The sequence below is a fragment of the Beijerinckia indica subsp. indica ATCC 9039 genome (assembly GCF_000019845.1).
Classification (GTDB): domain Bacteria; phylum Pseudomonadota; class Alphaproteobacteria; order Rhizobiales; family Beijerinckiaceae; genus Beijerinckia; species Beijerinckia indica.
This window is the reverse complement of sequence record NC_010581.1, coordinates 2,856,398-2,872,948: the sequence shown is the minus strand read 5'-3', so window position 1 is coordinate 2,872,948 and position 16,551 is coordinate 2,856,398. Positions and strand designations below refer to the sequence as shown.

At 58.9% G+C, this 16,551-nt stretch carries 16 protein-coding genes and 2 pseudogenes; 5 read left to right on the top strand and 13 right to left on the bottom strand.

The window, feature by feature from the left end:
* Positions 1-64 precede the first annotated feature (64 nt).
* Positions 65-443, top strand: a pseudogene (tnpA, locus tag BIND_RS20635) (IS200/IS605 family transposase).
* Between the two features lie 327 nt (positions 444-770).
* A complete protein-coding gene (locus BIND_RS12715) occupies positions 771-1,877 on the top strand; it encodes an NAD-dependent epimerase/dehydratase family protein (RefSeq protein ID WP_081433760.1) in 1,107 nt (368 codons plus the stop codon).
* A 345-nt stretch (positions 1,878-2,222) separates the two neighbouring features.
* Here the strand turns inward: BIND_RS12715 and BIND_RS21960 are convergent, their stop codons facing one another.
* The 3 genes from BIND_RS21960 to BIND_RS12705 form a co-directional block, all read right to left on the bottom strand.
* Positions 2,223-2,369 (bottom strand): group II intron maturase-specific domain-containing protein, encoded by a 147-nt coding sequence (locus BIND_RS21960; protein WP_244395883.1) that lies wholly within the window; start codon positions 2,367-2,369, stop codon positions 2,223-2,225.
* On the bottom strand, positions 2,345-2,833 hold the full coding sequence (locus tag BIND_RS12710) for a reverse transcriptase domain-containing protein (protein ID WP_341872326.1): 489 nt from the start codon (positions 2,831-2,833) through the stop codon (positions 2,345-2,347). Before BIND_RS12710 ends, BIND_RS21960 begins: the two co-directional genes overlap by 25 nt.
* Positions 2,834-3,444: 611 nt before the next feature.
* Positions 3,445-4,020, bottom strand: coding sequence for a TetR/AcrR family transcriptional regulator (locus tag BIND_RS12705; protein WP_012385472.1), 576 nt, complete (start codon positions 4,018-4,020; stop codon positions 3,445-3,447).
* Positions 4,021-4,265: 245 nt separating this feature from the next.
* Between BIND_RS12705 and BIND_RS12700 the strand changes: the two genes are divergently transcribed.
* A complete protein-coding gene (locus BIND_RS12700; RefSeq protein WP_012385471.1) occupies positions 4,266-5,330 on the top strand; it encodes a DUF3047 domain-containing protein in 1,065 nt (354 codons plus the stop codon).
* Between the two features lie 102 nt (positions 5,331-5,432).
* On the opposite strand, the gene BIND_RS12695 is transcribed toward BIND_RS12700, so the two are convergent.
* The 9 genes and pseudogenes from BIND_RS12695 to hchA all read right to left on the bottom strand — a co-directional run bounded on the left by BIND_RS12695 (position 5,433) and on the right by hchA (position 13,522).
* A complete protein-coding gene (locus BIND_RS12695) occupies positions 5,433-5,957 on the bottom strand; it encodes a YqhA family protein (RefSeq protein ID WP_158304384.1) in 525 nt (174 codons plus the stop codon).
* A gap of 38 nt (positions 5,958-5,995) precedes the next feature.
* Positions 5,996-8,212 carry an HAD-IC family P-type ATPase gene (locus tag BIND_RS12690; RefSeq protein WP_202944787.1) on the bottom strand — a complete coding sequence of 739 codons (2,217 nt, stop codon included), beginning with the start codon at positions 8,210-8,212 and terminating at the stop codon, positions 5,996-5,998.
* Positions 8,213-8,223: 11 nt separating this feature from the next.
* Positions 8,224-8,757 carry a cation-transporting P-type ATPase gene (locus tag BIND_RS22205; protein ID WP_202944755.1) on the bottom strand — a complete coding sequence of 178 codons (534 nt, stop codon included), beginning with the start codon at positions 8,755-8,757 and terminating at the stop codon, positions 8,224-8,226.
* Positions 8,744-10,462: a Na/Pi cotransporter family protein gene (locus BIND_RS12685; RefSeq protein WP_012385469.1), complete on the bottom strand. Its 1,719-nt coding sequence runs from the start codon at positions 10,460-10,462 to the stop codon at positions 8,744-8,746. Before BIND_RS12685 ends, BIND_RS22205 begins: the two co-directional genes overlap by 14 nt.
* A gap of 15 nt (positions 10,463-10,477) precedes the next feature.
* Positions 10,478-10,885, bottom strand: coding sequence for a polyphosphate kinase 2 family protein (locus tag BIND_RS22200; RefSeq protein WP_280109983.1), 408 nt, complete (start codon positions 10,883-10,885; stop codon positions 10,478-10,480).
* Positions 10,886-10,998: 113 nt separating this feature from the next.
* Positions 10,999-11,208, bottom strand: a pseudogene (locus BIND_RS22335) (polyphosphate kinase 2 family protein); the annotation flags it as partial.
* A 352-nt stretch (positions 11,209-11,560) separates the two neighbouring features.
* On the bottom strand, positions 11,561-11,833 hold the full coding sequence (locus BIND_RS12675) for an SDR family NAD(P)-dependent oxidoreductase (RefSeq protein WP_012385468.1): 273 nt from the start codon (positions 11,831-11,833) through the stop codon (positions 11,561-11,563).
* 97 nt (positions 11,834-11,930) lie between these two features.
* Positions 11,931-12,650, bottom strand: a complete 720-nt coding sequence (locus tag BIND_RS12670) for a PA1136 family autoinducer-binding transcriptional regulator (RefSeq protein WP_012385467.1) — start codon at positions 12,648-12,650, stop codon at positions 11,931-11,933.
* Entirely contained in the window at positions 12,647-13,522 is an 876-nt protein-coding gene (gene hchA / locus BIND_RS12665; protein ID WP_012385466.1) for a glyoxalase III HchA, read from the bottom strand. Before hchA ends, BIND_RS12670 begins: the two co-directional genes overlap by 4 nt.
* A gap of 491 nt (positions 13,523-14,013) precedes the next feature.
* Here hchA and BIND_RS12660 point away from each other — a divergent pair, with 491 nt between their 5' ends.
* Positions 14,014-14,763: an SDR family oxidoreductase gene (locus BIND_RS12660; protein WP_012385465.1), complete on the top strand. Its 750-nt coding sequence runs from the start codon at positions 14,014-14,016 to the stop codon at positions 14,761-14,763.
* Between the two features lie 12 nt (positions 14,764-14,775).
* A complete protein-coding gene (locus tag BIND_RS12655) occupies positions 14,776-15,831 on the top strand; it encodes a sigma-70 family RNA polymerase sigma factor (RefSeq protein WP_012385464.1) in 1,056 nt (351 codons plus the stop codon).
* Positions 15,832-15,871: 40 nt separating this feature from the next.
* Here the strand turns inward: BIND_RS12655 and BIND_RS12650 are convergent, their stop codons facing one another.
* The gene (locus tag BIND_RS12650) at positions 15,872-16,330 is read right to left on the bottom strand and encodes a PadR family transcriptional regulator (RefSeq protein WP_012385463.1); all 459 of its coding nucleotides are present in this window, start codon (positions 16,328-16,330) and stop codon (positions 15,872-15,874) included.
* Positions 16,331-16,551: the final 221 nt, after the last annotated feature.

The window sequence follows — 16,551 nt, the reverse complement described above, 5'->3', positions numbered from 1 at the left end:
AGGTTAAATCACGATGGACTAGTTTGATAGCCAAAGTCACACGAAGTGGGACTGCAAATATCGCGTGGTCTTTATCCCGAAATATCGGCGTAAGGCTTTGTACGGTCAGCTTCGCGACCATCTTGGCGAAGTGTTCCGAAAGTTGGCGGTTTAGAAGGAAAGCCGGATCGAAGAGGGGCATTTGCTGCCCGATCACGTGCATATGATGATCGCAATTCCGCCGAAATACGCTGTTTCGCAAGTGGTTGGACACATCAAAGGTAAGAGTGCGATCCATTTGGCCCGTGTTTATGGAGAGCGACGCTACAATTATTCAGGACAGCGCTTCTGGGCTCGGGGGTGCTTCGTAGGTCGGGACGAAGACTTAATCAGGGAATATAACAGAACCAGGAAAGAGAGGATCAGAGGATCAACGGCTGGAGCTATTGAATCTCTGGCGCTGATCAGGCGGCCACCATGAGGTAGTCCAACTTATGAGGGGCGGCATTAGCGTCCCCTACCAGTCGCTTTGAGCGGCTCACTTCCTAAAGCCTCCGGCTCAGGAGATAGTTACCTCACCTCGTAGACTGGCTAGCTTTCGAAATAGAAAGTAAAGTAATAATAGATTATTGTAGAATAATACATAAATAAGTTCGATATAATTCTGCGATATATATTGAAATAAAATAATAATACATATACGTCTTTATTACGATGCGCTAACCTTCTATGTAACTAAATAGTGGAGTTAGCAATGGGCGACCAATATAGACAATTGATCCTTATCACGGGTGGGACTGGTTTTTATCGCATCTTATCTTGCGATGAGACTGTTGGAGACAAACAAGGACGTGCAGGTGGTGTTGTTCGACTGCAATCCTGATATGCGGAGGATTACCGGATTCAATAAAGGACCGAGTGATCCGCAAGATCCAAAATATGATCCGAAAGATCGCTATAATACCGTAGCGGATCGGGTGACTTTTGTCCAAGGCGATCTGGCTTTGTTGTCACACGTACTTGCAGTTTTTGACAAGCATGAACCGACGAGTGTCTTCCATCTCGGTGCTTTACTCTCAGCAGGTGCAGATGCAAACCCCACTCTTGGTTTTGATGTAGACCTCTTGGGTACACGGCATGTCTTCGAAGCCGCTCGTATCTATTGCCAACATAATAAAAAACCACCCGTTCGCGTATTGTTTCCCAGCACAATTGCTTCTTTCGGGCTATTTCCTTTCACGGATCCAAATGACATACATAAGCTAGTTGTCAGACCACCCAAGCCGGAAGACAAACTCGTTGTGCCCAACGAGGCCATTCAATTACCAACGACCATGTATGGGGTGTCGAAAGTCTCGGTGGAACGATTGGGAGAACATTATCATGCAAAGGGCTGGATAGACTTCTGGGCTGTCCGATTTCCGTCTGTAGTGGGTGCAGCGCGGGGTCCTGGAGGAACGACTGCTTATTCCACTCTTATGATCCAGGAACCATTGATGGATAAGGCTTATGAAGTCTACGTATCGTCCGATACACGCCTCGATATCATTTATGTCAAAGACGCCGTCGATGCCTTGATCAGGCTACATGATGCGAAAGACCTCAAGCTACGCCGCGTCTATAACATCGCTGGTATTCGAATAGGAGGTGAAGCGCCCCAGGCATCTGATATCGCGGCAGCTGTAAAACTGGTCAAGCCAAACGCCGCTGCAATTACATACAAACAGAATGACCAGCTCACGGCGATCGTTCATACCTTTGGAATTCTCGATGCCAAAGCGACGTACGACGACTTGCAATGGGCGGGGCCGACCTTCGATCTCAAACAAACGATCATCGATTGCAAGTCTGAGATTGATCAATATCCTGGCCGGATTAAAGCGATCGAGCTTTACTGAATAACCTAGTCATCGACAACCACACCTGTAATGGGCATCGCAATACTCTAAGGCAGGGAGGTTGTCGATTTTATTGAGCGAAATCAACACAAAGTTAGGTGTATAATGTGGACCGGGCCGGGAGAGGATATCTGGATTGGGGGCGCTACCATCACGAACATAGATGTCGAGTCGACCGAGGAGTTTCACTCTCGGTCGCTCACAGAACCGAACGTGATACTTTCGCATCATCCGGCTCGTGTCATCCAACCGTTGCCCGGCCGAGGTGTTGCCAATGCACGAAGAGCTTCGGGTTTTGCCGCGCCATCCGGTTGAGCACATTGAGGGAGCGACCACGGTGACCCTTCAGCCGTTTGCATTTTCGCCGAAGCCATGCCCAAGGCGCTCGTCAAAGTACTCATAAAGCTTGCGCAGTTCCGTCGGGTAGAACCGGCGATAGTATTGATCCCATCCGCGAAGGATCGGGTTCAGGCTATGCGCAATGTATTCCAACGGTAATGGCGCGTGTCGAGGCAGGCGCCACTCCGAATGCGCACCCGCATGCGCTTGAGCGCTTGCGGACTGATCGCCGGTAAGAAGCAGGTGAATATCTTCCCCCAACGGTTCTTCGCCATCCACGGTCTGAAGCAAAACCCCAGAAAGTCGAATTGGATTTGCGCATGTCGCTCCCGCCGGTTGCTGTCCGCACAGTAGACTACTTTGGTCTTCTCCGGATGCAGTGCCAGGTGACAGTCGGCAAACCGTTGTTCCAATGCCGCTTTCAGATGCTCTGCTTCCTGCCGTGTTCGGCAGTGGCAGATGGCACCATCCGCGTAGCTTTCGAACGGGATGGCCGGGAATATCCGTCTCATCCACGTGTCGAAGGCATAATGCGGGAACAGGTTTGCCAGGATCGGGCTCACGACTCCCCCTTGAGGGGTGCCTTGAGCACGCTCCTGAAGCGACCCATCTGGCACAGGCGTTCTCTGGATCGGCAGATCCTGCAGGCGTCGGATGTGCCAACTGTGACGCGTGTCGAAACCTCGCCACAGGCAGGACAAAGGCGCGTTCCCTTTCCGATCACTGAAACCGCCCAATGCCCTTCGCGAACCTCAACCGTTTCAAGGTCAATTCCAGACCCAAAAGCCAAACCTATTTTCTTCCGCATGCCCCTTATCTGGGGCCTGACTCTAGCCAAGCCAACCAAGCACGCAAAGTGAATCAGAACCATGTTATTGACATTCCGACAGTGTCGTTCTCCGGTGCTACCGAGCTGGTTATGTCGTTTGCCAATCCGACGCGCTGCGCATGCGGTTCATGGCAAGGCTTCGTAGCGGAGCGTGGTTCTGGGTATTCGATCGTAGACGAGAGTGGCTGCAGGGGAGGGACTCGAACCCCGACCCTCTCATTACGAATGACGTGCTCTAGCCGGCTGAGCTACTCAGCCCTGACGCCACAGGCAAGAGCCTCTTGAAGCCGGGAGAACTGCTCTTAATAACGAGCCAGCATCGCCGGATGGAGCGCGACGATCTCGGCCGGATGACAGGGCCTCTCAATTGCTTGCGAAGGCGATCAATATATCAGGATATCAGGCGTTCGTGAGTAATTTGATGCGTTCGATGCATCCATGGATGACGCGCTCAATACGCGCGACGTCATCTGTGGCCGTGAGGTCGAGGGTGGCGCCATGGAAGATGATCATGATGAGGGTCGCGAGTTCCTGTCCCTCATTGTCCTTGATCTCGAACCGAGCCAGGATGCTGCCGATGAATTTCAAACGCTCGGTGACGACCCATCTGGCATAGCCGTCGAACCGGTCAGGATGGTTCACCGAGGTGCCGAAGATCTCGTAGAGAAGTTTCAGCAGCTTGCGGTTCTCCGGTGCCGCTGTCCATGCCCAGAGCTTGCGTAGAGCGTCCTCCAGAGACGACGCATTCTGCTGGACCACCCGGAAGTCGTCATACATCCGTTCTCTGATCGTGTTGAAAATCACGCAGAGAAGATCCTCGCGCGAGCCGAAATGATAGGCGATGTTGCGCGGGCTCGACCCGATGACGGCGGCAAGCGGACGCAGCGAGAAGTCCGCAATGCCGTGCTCCCACACATAGGCGATGATCTTTTCGAGCAGTGCGGCTTTCAGTTCGGGCTCAACGGGTCTGGCCATGGGCTGATTGACGTTTCTTGAAGACCTTTGGGGCACGGAATGTTGTTATTGCCACGAACGTGGCAATAATGTTATTACTACAATCGTGGTAATAACATGGGCAGGCCACGTCAACCTTCATGAAATCAAACCTTTGCACAGTCAGAAGATCCATCGGTTCATACCTAATCTCCATTTGATGGAGATCTCGATGGTTTTGGCAAAGGCGATGGTTCGAGAAGGAAACGCCCAAGAAGGAAACGCCAATGACGGAAATCGACCGGGAAGCTGTCAAACAGGAAACCATGGCGCGCTGGGACAGTCAGCAGCGCAGGGCGGCGGCGCGCATCTTCGATGAAATCGAGCCCGTACGATCAGGGGAAACCGTTCTGACCGGAGGGGAGGCGGAATGGACTCCAACCGGGTGCATGGTCACGCAGGGGCAACGTTTCAGTGTGTCCTCAACGGGTGCCAATATCATCGATCGGGACCACGCGGTGATCGTTCAGCCCAAATATTCGCTTTGGGTCCGGATCGGGAAAAGTGGCCCTATCCGAAAGATCGTCTTCGAGGCGGAAACCGTCTTCGAGGCCTGGGCTGATGGGGAAGTCGAGGTGTTCTGCAAAGCGCTTTCCTGGTGGGACGGCACGGACGGCGCGGTGATTTCAGCTCCCCGGACGGCTTTTGAAGGCGGCATTGGCTATTCGATCAAACTCACGGAGGCTCCCCCCACTGTGGTGAGCCCGCCGGATAATTGGAAGTTCATGGATATGTTCGGGGACGTGACCATCTTCTCCGGCACGGGGACCGACATTTTGGTCGACACGCATGACGGCGATTGCTGCATCCTCCAGACGCCGCTGGACCTGCCTCTTAATGAGCAGACCCGGCTTTCCTGGTCGTGGCTGGTGGAGAAGCTTCCTTCTGAGCTGCCCGAGGATCTGGCCCTGACGCATGACTACATCAGCGTGGCGGTCGAATTCGATAATGGGCTCGACATCACCTACCTCTGGAGCAAAGAACTGCCGGCCGGCTATCACTTCGCTTGCCCCCTGACATGGTGGTGCGATCGCGAGACCCACTGGATCGTCGAATCCGGTACGGAAAACCTCGGAAAGTGGAAGGAGGAGACTCGGTGGATAGCTGCCGATTATCGCAGGGCGATCGGTGACAAGGTACCGGGAAAGATCGTCGGCGTCTGGCTCATCGCGAACTCGCTTTTCCAGCGTCTTGGAGGCAGAGCGCGCTTCCGCGATATCCGGATCTTCGAGGACGGTTCGGCCCGCTCGGTCGTCGCAGGCAGCGGGATACGCTGTTACAGCGTATCCTGAGCTGAAGTTTATAAGATTCTCGCAAGGGGCGGCCGAAGGTGCTCGGTCGCCTGTCGATGATGATCGGTGCAAGAATGTGCCGCATAGGCGATGATGAGAGGCTCAGGCACTTTCCGACCCGGAGATCCTGTCCATCCAGGCCAGGAGCACGCCGACTGAGGGGATACTGATGAGTATGGCGAGCTGGAGGAAGGCGTCAGCTCTGGGAATATCTTCGATGTGTGAGTAGGTCTCGAGCAGATGGATCACTGCAATGGCCGATGTCGAAGAGATGAGCTTTAGCTTTACATTATTAAAGCCGACAGCTTGCAGGCCATGCGGGCGCTCCCCCTTATCGAGATGAAGCAAAGGCAGGGGGCCGACGAAATTCTGCCAGCCGGCGACCATGACGATGACCACCAGATTGGCAACCAGGGACAGATCGACCAGCGTCAGGACGATAAGAATGGCCTGATTGGAGCTCATCGAGAAGATGATGGGAATCGAAGAAAACAATGCCTGCGCGAATTTGATGGCGATCAGGCAGAGCGCCCCAATTAATCCGATATAGATCGGCGCTACGATCCAGCGGGTTGCGAACATCACCTGGCCCATATTCTCTCGCAATTTGAGGATGGTTGCATCCAATATCATGTCCTGGCCTTTCAGGGGGATAGATGATCGTCTCAACCGGCATTCATGGGTGGTCCTTCCCGTCGAGAGGTCGCCGCAGTTCTCAGCACCGGAATGGAGCGGATGACAAACTTCTCGATCTCCACCACGAGAAAAAAGACGAACACGCTGCATATCAGCCCAAACCAGGCCGATATGGCAAGGGCCTCGGTGGAGAAGACAGCTTGCAACGGCGGTGCATAGGTGAACAGGAGCTGCAGGACCATGACTGCGGCTATTCCGTACCAGAGATAGGGATTGCCCATGTGGGCCCCCAGGGAAAGCGACGAATCGAGCAGGTAGCGGCTGTTGAGAAGATAGAAGACCTGTCCCAGCGTGATGGCATTGATGGCGACCGTGCGCGCCATCGGGTCTGATGCGCCCTGCGCCTTCATCCAGAAGAAGGCCGCGAGTGTATAGAGCAAGAGCGCGGTGCCGACGAACAGGATGCGCCAGATCCCGAAGCCGGTGACAATCGGCCGGTCGATGGCGCGCGGCGGGCGGAACATCACGTCTGCCTCATGGGGCTCGAACGCGATGGCAAGGCCAAGGGCGACGGAGGTAACCATGTTCACCCACAGCACCTGCGGGGCCGTGATCGGCAGCGTGAAGGCGAACAGGATTGCGGCCGCGATCACCGCACCCTGCGCGACATTGGTCGGCAGTAGGAAGAGCATGGCCTTCTCGATATTGTTGTAGATTGTGCGGCCCTCCTTCACCGCCGCGGAGATCGAGGCGAAGTTGTCGTCGGCGAGCACCATCCCCGCCGCCTCCTTTGTCACCTCGGTGCCCTTGATGCCCATGGCGACGCCGATGTCGGCCTTTTTGAGCGCCGGAGCGTCGTTCACACCGTCGCCGGTCATGGCGACGATCTGCCGGTTGGCCTGGATCGCCTTCACGAGCCGCAGCTTGTGCTCGGGGCTGGCGCGGGCGAAGACATCCACCTCGCGCACGCATTCCTGAAGCGCAGCATCGTTCATGGCCTCGATCTCGGTGCCCGCCACCGCGGTCTTGCCGTCGCCGATGCCGAGCATCTTGGCGATGGCCGCCGCCGTGATCTTGTGGTCGCCGGTGATCATGGTCACGCCGATGCCGCCGCCATGGCATTCGCGCACGGCGTCGATCGCCTCCTTGCGCGGCGGATCCATGAGGCCGACCAGCCCGAGCAGCACGAGGTTGTGCGGTAGGTCCTCGGGCTTCAGACTGCCTGCCTTCAGGCCCGGGTCCGGCAGCCAGGCGAGCCCCAGCACGCGCTCGCCCTGCGCGGCGAGCCGGTCGCCCTCGCGCATGAAGTGGTCATGGTCGAGCGGCGCCGAACCGCCTGCCATCTGCTGCCGGTTGCAATGGTTGAGGATCACCTCCGGCGCGCCCTTGACCAGTAGCATCTCCCAGTCCGCCGCGCGGTTGAGTGTCGCCATGAACTTGTGATCGGATTCGAAGGGGATCGCGTCGATCCGCGGCGTAGCAGCTTGCTCCGCGGCGCGGTCCACGCCGAGCTTCGAGGCGAGGGGATAGAGCGCGCCCTCGGTCGGGTCCCCCTCCACCTTCCACTTCCCGCCGTCCTCGAACAATTCGGCGTCGTTGCACAGCACTGAAACGCAACCCATCAGCGCCAGCACCTCGGGCGCGGCGGCAATCGCCTGCCCGTTGGTCTTGACCTCACCTTCCGGCGCGTAGCCATCGCCGGTGACCTCGTAGGCCGCATCCGCCGTGACAATGGAGGTCACCATCATTTCCATGAGGGTCAAGGTGCCGGTCTTATCCGAGCAGATACGCGAGACCGAACCTAGCGTCTCCACCGCCGGCAGGCGGCGGATGATCGCGTTGCGCTTCGCCATGCGCTGCACGCCGATGGCGAGCGTGATGGTGATGAGCGCCGGTAGGCCTTCCGGGATCAGCGACACAGCAATGCCGACCACCGCCTGGAACAGTTCGACGAAGCTCATGTGCCCGAGCCAATGGCCCCAGGAGAAAAGCAGCACGGAAATGATGGCGATGGCGGCCGTGATGACGTAGCCGAACTTCTTGATCTGGCGCAGGAGCGGCGTCTCGAGCGCATTCACCTCGGCGAGCATCTGGTTGATGCGGCCGAGCTCCGTCCTGTTCCCGGTCGCCACAACGACGCCGGTCGCCCGGCCCGAGACCACCATGGTGCCGGAGAAGGCCATATTCTCCAGATCTCCCACAGTGGCCTTGGCTGAGACCGCGCCGGTGGTCTTCTCAGCGGGGATGGATTCGCCGGTCAGCGCGCCTCTTCCGTGCGCAGGTTCTTGGCGTCGATAAGGCGCAGGTCCGCCGGGATCTTGTCGCCCGATTCCAGAAGCGCGATGTCTCCCGGCACCAGGGTCTCGGCGGGGATGAGACGTGTCTCTCCGGCCCTTAGCACGCGCGCTTCCGCGGACAGCATGTTGCGGATCGAGTCGAGCGCTTTCTCGGCCCGTCCCTCCTGCAGAAAGCCCAGGAGCGAGTTGAGGACCACGACGGCGAAGATGATCGAGGCATCGAGCCACAGGCTCAGCATCAGCTTGATGAAGCCGGCGGCGAGCAGGACATAGATGAGGATATTGTTGAACTGGGCGAGGAACCGCATGAGCGGCCCCTTCTTCTTGCCCTGCGGCAGGCGGTTCGGCCCATAGGTCTTCAACCGCTCGGCGGCCTCCGTGACATCGAGGCCCCGCGTGGGATCGACGTGAAGCTGCTGTTCGACCTCTGCGGCGAGCATGGCGTGCCATGGGACTGCGTCCTTCGCCGCAACCGCGCTCTCAGTTGAGCTCATGTTCGCTTCTCCTGACCTCAGAAGCATCAGGTTGGGATCTGTCGACTAAATCGTCGCGCTCGGTGCTGACGGATAGATGTGTTGCCGAGCGCCAGGCATGATGCGCGATGCGATTCAGCTTGCGTGCACCATCGATCCGCGCCAGGGCGTCGGCGGCAGTCAATTGTCCGGGGGCGACGGCGGCGAGGGTCGCGGCGCGATGATCACGTTGCACGATGTCCAGGTCCTGCGCCGCGCATTCCGCGTCGGCGAGTGCCGCGGCGACCTCTGGAGAGACGGTCCAGCCGATGGGCGGGGCCTTCGTGCTGAAAGCGGATTCCGAGGTGATCGCTCCACTGACCGTCTGTGCTGCGCGCATGGCTTTGTCGCAAAGCGCGGCCACGTGAGAGTCGTGAGGGGCTTTGATCGGCTGCGCGAGCGGTCCATCGCCGGCGAGAAGCTCCACCATGCGAGAGGTGTGATCGAGGGCGTGTAGCGTGCTCGTCATGCGCAGCCGTTCCGCCTCCGTCTCCGGTGGCTCCTTCAACTCGGACAGGAAGTCCCGCACCTCGCCAAGCGTGGTGGCGGCTGCCACTGCGTTACGCGCCGTGTCGCCGCCCGTGCCGGAAAGGGCGGCGGAAACCGAGGTGGTGACTGTCTTGAGCACCTCCGCCACGACGCGCCGAGCGGTCTCGACCGCGATCACAGGATTGACGAGGGCGCTTGGATCCAGCGCGCGTTCGAGCGCCGTCTCCCTTGAGGGCAGGAGCCGCTCCACGACGCGGGTGAACCATTGCGTCGCTGGCAGGAGCACCGCCACCCCGATGACATTATAGGCCGTGTGGTAGGCAGCGAGCAGCGTGGTGCCGTCAATCGATGCGGCGAAGCCTCTCATGAATACCGCCGTGAAGGGAAAGGCGACGACCGCGATGAGCGCTGCGATGAGCTTGAACAGAACATAGGCGAGGGCGAGGCGCTTGGCCGTCGTGCTGGCGCCGATGGCTGCCAGCGCCGAGCTCGTCGCCGTCCCGATGTTCTGACCGATGATGAGGGCTGCGCCTTGTTCCAGGCCCACCGCCCCGGCGGCGAAGGCCGAGAGGGTGATGGCGATGGCGGCAGTCGAGGACTGCATGACCGCTGTCATGGCAAGACCAATGACGATCAGCGTGAGGAGGCCGACCATTCCCGCTGCCCAACTCACCCCCGGCGCGCCAAGCACCGCGGGCAAATCCGACGGATGCAGGCTCTCCGCAAGGCCCCCCATGCCCTGCTGGAGCGTTGCGAGCCCGTAGAGCACCAGCGCGAAGCCCGCGAGCGCGCCGCCCGCCGCAGCGATCCGTCCTCCCGTCAGCAGTTTCGCCAGCGCGCCGATAAAGATCATGGGCAGCGCGTAAGTGGACAGGGAGACGCGCACACCGATGAGCGCGACGAGCCAGCCCGTGCCTGTGGTGCCCACATTGGCGCCGAACACGAGGCCGAGCCCCTGCGGGAAGGTCAGAAGCCCGGCGCTGACGAGGCCGATGGTGGTCATTGTCACTGCGCTCGACGACTGCACGAGCAGCGTGACGACGGCGCCCCAGAAGGCGCCCGACACTGGCGTCGCCGCCACTTTACCGAGCACGGTGCGCAGAGCCGATCCGGCCAGCGCCTTCAACCCATCGGTCATAACGGTCATGCCGAGCAGGAACAGCCCGACGCCGCCGAGAATCGAAATCGCGGTCGTCATGCGCGCCTCGTCCCATTATCCTTCCGCCTTGAGCTCCTCGCGGGCCACGGCGAGGTCCTTCATCTGTTCTGGCGTCATCTTGGGATAGGCGAGGTCGAGCCTCTCCACGGCCTCGACGATAGCCGCCGCGACCACGAGCCGGGTAAACCATTTGTTGTCGGCGGGCACGACGAACCAGGGCGCGGCCTTTGAGGCCGTGGCGCGAATTGCTTCCTCATAGGCGTGCATGTAATCGCCCCAGTATTGGCGCTCGCGAATGTCGGATGCGGAGAATTTCCAGTTCTTGTCAGGCTTGTCGAGACGCTCCATGAAGCGTTTCTTCTGCTCCTGGTAGGACAGGTTGAGGTAGAATTTGAGGACGACGACGCCCTGGCGCGTGAGATAGTCCTCGAAGCGGGCGATGTCGGCGAGCGCTCGTCCCAAATGTTCTTGCCGACAAGACCCGGCGGGATTTTCTGGGCGTCGAGCAACTGCTGATGCACGCGTACGACCAGCGTCTCCTCATAATAGGAGCGATTGAAGATGCCGATGCGCCCGCGCTGAGGCACCTTTGTGGCATAGCGCCAGAGGAAGTCATGAGAGAGCTCCTCGTCCGAAGGCTGCTTGAACGAGAAGACGTCGCATCCTTGAGGATTGACGCGTGACATGACGTGCTTGATCGTTCCGTCCTTGCCCGCGGCATCCATCGCCTGGAACACCAGTAGCAAGGACCAGGAATCCTGCGCATAGAGCTTGTCCTGCTCCATGGCGAGCCATTCCGAGCCGTGCTGGAGGAGCTGCGCCGCTTCTTCCTTGTCCATTTTGAGCCCGAGCGTGTCGCCGGGATCGAAGTCCTTAAGTTGGAAATCCTTGCCCTTGGTGACGCGGAATGGGTCTGTATACTTCCCCATGGCGTCTATTATTTCTTTGCGAGGCATCAGCGCCTTCCTTCCAAACGATCGCCACACGGGAAGGAGACGCGCATTCGCAACCAGTGTCAACGAGAGGAGAGGAAGATCCTGAAGATGGAGGTGGTGAAATGTGCCAAAGGAGTTTGCCAAATCACCTTCAATGATCCAGAGGCCCCTTGTTCTGTTGCACTATCCTGCAACTGTATCTTCACGGTCCGGACAAGCCTTGTGCGAGTTCCAGCGCCGCGAAGACATTGGTCTCGAAGACAGAGCGGAACACTGACATCGGGATCTCCGCTATCGGCCCCGATTCCATGATGCCCGCATTGTTGAACAGGACATCAATCTCCAAGCCGAGTGCATTGGTGCGGTCGATCTCGTTCAGCACGTCGAGCTTGATGACCTGAATTTCGATGCCTTCATTTTTCGCCGCTTTGCGCAGTTCCCATACCTGCGGCCAGATCTGGCATCCTGCGATCACCTTGTGTCCACCTGGGCAAGTCCACAAGCCACACCTCTGCCGAAGCCGGAGGCTGCGCCTGTCACAAGAATCGTCCTGCTCATTCTGATCCTCCGTCTCAGCTTTCAATGTCGCCGTTTCGGATCGCGACCCGTATTGCCTGAGCCGTTGTCATGACGGCCAGGCGTCTGCGGATCCGGCGCAGGTGATTCTCGACCGTGCGTTCCGAAAGTCCGAGTGTTGCGGCGATATCCGCCTGCCGCCGTCCCGCAGCCGTCCACGCCAGAATCTCGCGTTCACGATGTGACAGCTTTGCGGTCGCACTGCTGTTAGGCGCCTCCAGCAGCCGGCGTGCCGAGAGAAATGCCGCGGTTCCCACCAGCGACAGGGCCAGCCGCGCTTGCGGAGAAGCGTCGATGCGCTCTCCGCCAAGGCTCATCGCGCCTTCCAATCCAGACGGGCCGAAGATCGGTATCTGCAGGCCATGAACACCGCGACCCCGCGGCGTGCGGACCACCTGATACAATTCCCCACTCTCACTCCTGGTTTTGGTCCAGAAGAACGGCTCGCTCACTTCGAGAATATGACGGTTGACCGGGCAGCGCCGGATATAGGTGAGGGCGTCTACGGCCTCGCCTGTGCCAAACCAGTCACCCTCGACCCAGTAAATCCGCTCGACCACGTCCTCCCGCGCCGCCGAAGCGGTGAACAGAACGAAGCGGTCATAACCGAGCGGTCCGGCAAAGGCGCGAATCCTGTCTTGAATCACGGACAGGCTATCACCGCCCTCGATAGCGAGGGCGGTATTAAAGGCAGCCTCGACCGGTGCGGAGCTCATCGCGTCGCGACGTCAGCAAGCAAGGTCTCTGCGGCCAGCTTGCCAAGATTGTTCGACGCCAGCGGACTGTCGCCGGTCAGCAGGCGACGGTCCCTGTGAACCTTCCCGGTTATATCAGAGTTGAGGATTTTCACGCCCAGTTCACGCAGACGCTCGCCGACGAGCCAAGGCATCGGACCAGGGATATAGCCGATCTCGACATTGGCCCCGGTATCGAGGCTATCGGGAAAGACGCACATCTCATAGCCGCGGAACAGGAAGGCTTCCTTGTTCTCGCCGATGCCCGCAGCAAGCAGTCCGGCCGGTCCATGGCATAGCGAGATGACGTAGCGATCGTTGTTCTGCGCCCAGAACAGCGCCTTCTTCACGTCCTCGCTAAAGGGAACATCGTTTAGAACGCCATGGCCTCCGGGGATGAAGATGCCGATATAATTGCCCGAATCCAGGTTTCTCACGACGTCCGACAGCTTCTTCGGCTTCTTGAGCTGGTCGCGATACTTTTCGTAGGTGCTTTTGACCAATTCGTCTTCGCGCGGAAAAGCCCACATCTCAAGCTTCACCGGATCGCCGGACGGCGTGGCGATATCGATCTCAAACCCGGCAAGATCCATATGGTACATCGGCAGCAGCATCTCGACGGGATGGTTGCCCGTGGAGAAGAATTTGCCGTTCTGCATCATCAGGTAGCGTTCCTGTGACGCGACCATCAGAACCTTCCACTTTCCGCCCTTATAGGGATTAGGATAGGTCGTGCCGTCGAAGTCCGTCTTCGATGACGTGTATTTGGTGAGCGAATAGGGCGACGGGAAAAAGGCGTTCTCTTCGGCCGTGTCGGGGGTTGGCTTGCGATCTTCGTTTTTTGCTTCGGTCATGGATTCCTCCGTGCTTTAGAAGGCTGTTTCCATCTCAAATTATGAAGATCGAACCGCAGCAACAATGAGGGATTTCCCTCAACCTCCCGCGACGATCTCGCGGAACGCAACCGGCATACCTCTGATGCTTGATGCAGGCTGCTTTGAAACAAAATGTTAAACGACCTATCCTTGATTGGACAGGGATCTTGACCGCTTATGCTGCAGCGCACATGAAGCCTGAACTTATGCTTACATTTTCACGCATCAAGAATCAGAAAGCAGCTTATTGATATCGGCTACATAATTAATGTCTGCCAGCACGCCAAGTGGAACAGAACCGATAATCCGTGGACATAATTGCCTATTTATTCAAATACTTATCTCATGCATTAATGAGGAAACGGCCATAATTTGAAACATTCTCTTTGAAGTATGAAAACGGACCGATGAGTTTGCTCGCCCACGCCGGTTATAGGCTTCAGAACGTCACACAATGACAGGAGCACCCGATGAGCGCGTTGGCAGATAAGAAGATGGTCGTGATTGGCGGCAGTGGCGATGTCGGACGCAAGATTGTCGAGGCCGGTGCCCGGTTGGGGGCACAGGTTTTGGCGGTCGCGCGCCGAAGCGGGCCATTGGAGGAGGTCGCGCGCGACGTTCCGGGCATCTCCACACTTTCACTCGATGCGACGGCTGATGACGCGCCGGCGCGAGTCTTCGCCGTGGCGCGCCCGGACATTCTGGTCCTGTCCGGCGGCGCTCTTCCGCCCGCCGCGCCGCTGCATGAGCAGAGTTGGGGAGAGTTTGCCGCCAACTGGGAACAGGATACCAAGATGACGTTCCAGTTCTGCAAGGCGGCGCTTTCGGCGCCACTCGATCCGGGCTCCATGATCATCGTCATCGCTAGTGGCGCCGCGCTCGCTGGCTCCCCCAACACAGGGGGATATGCCGGTGCAAAGCGAACACAGATGTTCATTGCCAACTACAGCCAAAAGGAATCGGCCCGCTTAGGGCGCGGCCTGACCTTCAAGGCACTTGCGCCCCGGATGATGCCTGAGACCAACCTCGGGCGCCATGCCGTTGCAGGCTATGCGCGCTATCTCGGCATTACCGAGGCCGATTTTATTCGTAGCATGGAGCCTCCGCCCACAGCGGCCGACGTGGCAGCGAGCGTCGTCTCCCTTCTAACGCAGCCGGACCGGCACAAAGAGCACGCATTCATCGTTTCAGGGAAAGGGCTTGAGGCCGTGGCCGGGTAGGGGCTGATCCAGATGACGAAATTCGAACGATCCAATGAGCAGGATACGGCAGCGGTTGCTCGCCGAAGGTTCGAGGCATTGGCCGAACCGTTCCGCCAGGAAATTCGGCTCCATTGTTATCGCATGTTAGGCTCCGTGCATGAAGCCGAGGATCTCGTCCAGCAGACTTTCCTGTATGCTTGGCGAGGATTCGATCGCTACGAAGAATGTGGCTCGTTTCGCGCTTGGCTCTACCAGATCGCGACCAATGCCTGCTTGAACGCACTCGCCATCCGCAGAAATGCCCGACGCTATCTGCCGGAGGCATTGGGCCCTGCGACGACCGATATGCCGGACGGAAAGGCCACGCCTGATATTCTGTATGTGGAACCTTTTCCGGACTCCTATCTCGATGAGATCGCCGATGAGGCGCCGACACCGGAGGCGGCCTATGCCTCCAGCGAAGCGGTGCGGCTCGCTTTCGTGGCCGCGATCCAGGACCTGCCGCCCAGCCAGCGTGCCGTGCTTCTTTTGCGCGATGTGCTGGGTTGGTCCGCCATCGAGACGGCCAACCTGCTGGGCGGATCTGTTGTCTCCATCAACAGCGCCCTCCAGCGGGCGCGCAAGACCCTCGCCACGCGCTATCCGAAGGGGCGCCCGGCATCGGGTGCCCCGCAGGGGGCGCGGGAGGAGGCACTTCTTCGACGCTATCTGAATGCTTGGGAACAGCTGGACGTCGACGAGTTAACTGCGCTTCTGAAGGAGGAGGCGACCTATACGATGCCGCCGCTGCCGCAGTGGTATGCCGGGCGAGAGGCGATCCGGGCCTTCTTCTCCTGGGCCTGGCAGCTCTACAAAGGCTTCAAACTCGTGCGGACCGCAGCCAATGGGCAGCCAGCCTTCGCTGCCTATGCCCGCGCCGAGGCGGGGGCGCCATGGCAAGCGCATTCCCTCCACCTGCTGACCCTCGCGGATGGGTTGATTGCGGGGCTGACAGTCTTCTACAAGCCCGATGGCCCACAACTCTTTGCCGCTTTCAGGCTTCCGGCGAGCCTACCACCGGACCGTCCATTCGACCGGGAATCGTAAGCAGTTGCGGCAGCGGTCTCGGAGCCAAGTCCTCGCGGCGTCAGCTCCGTTCGATGGTGACGGCTGCCTGATCCAAGGCTTCGGCGATAGCCTGGGCTTCTGTGGCGGATAGCGGGCCACGCTCCATACGCAGCCGCAACGCGAGCTTCAGGTTCTCCATCGCCCGCATGACGGGTGCTGGCGCATCGCCGCGCCGGGTGCGGACTTCATCCATCCGACCGAGCATCTGCTCGACCTGCGCCCGGTTGGCGGCGAGATAGGCCGTGCCTTCGTCCGTAATCGCAAACAGCTTGCGGCTGCCTTCGCTGGCCTCCATCCTGATATATCCTTGCTCCTCAAGCAGGGTCAGGGCTGGATAGATGGTGCCGGGGCTTGGACTATAGGCGCCATTCACGCGGGTCTCGATGGATTTGATGACCTCATAGCCGTGGGACGGCCTTTCCGCGATCATGAACAGCACCAGCAGGTGCAAGTCGCCATGCGCGAAAAGGCGTGCCAAGTCCCCCGCATTCGCTTCGAATGCGATTTGTTGAAAGAGGCGATGAGATCAGGGGTGACAGGACGCAGATGTCGGCAGCCTCCCAGGTGCCGAAGAGCGGCAGAGGCCGTTGCGACTTTGGGAAGGCGGGCAAGCGGACCCGGCGGCTGCGAGGCGTCAACGCATCTCGAACAGCTCTTGAGGAAATCTGTGTTCCACCGGAAGTCCTTGAGCCGTAAATC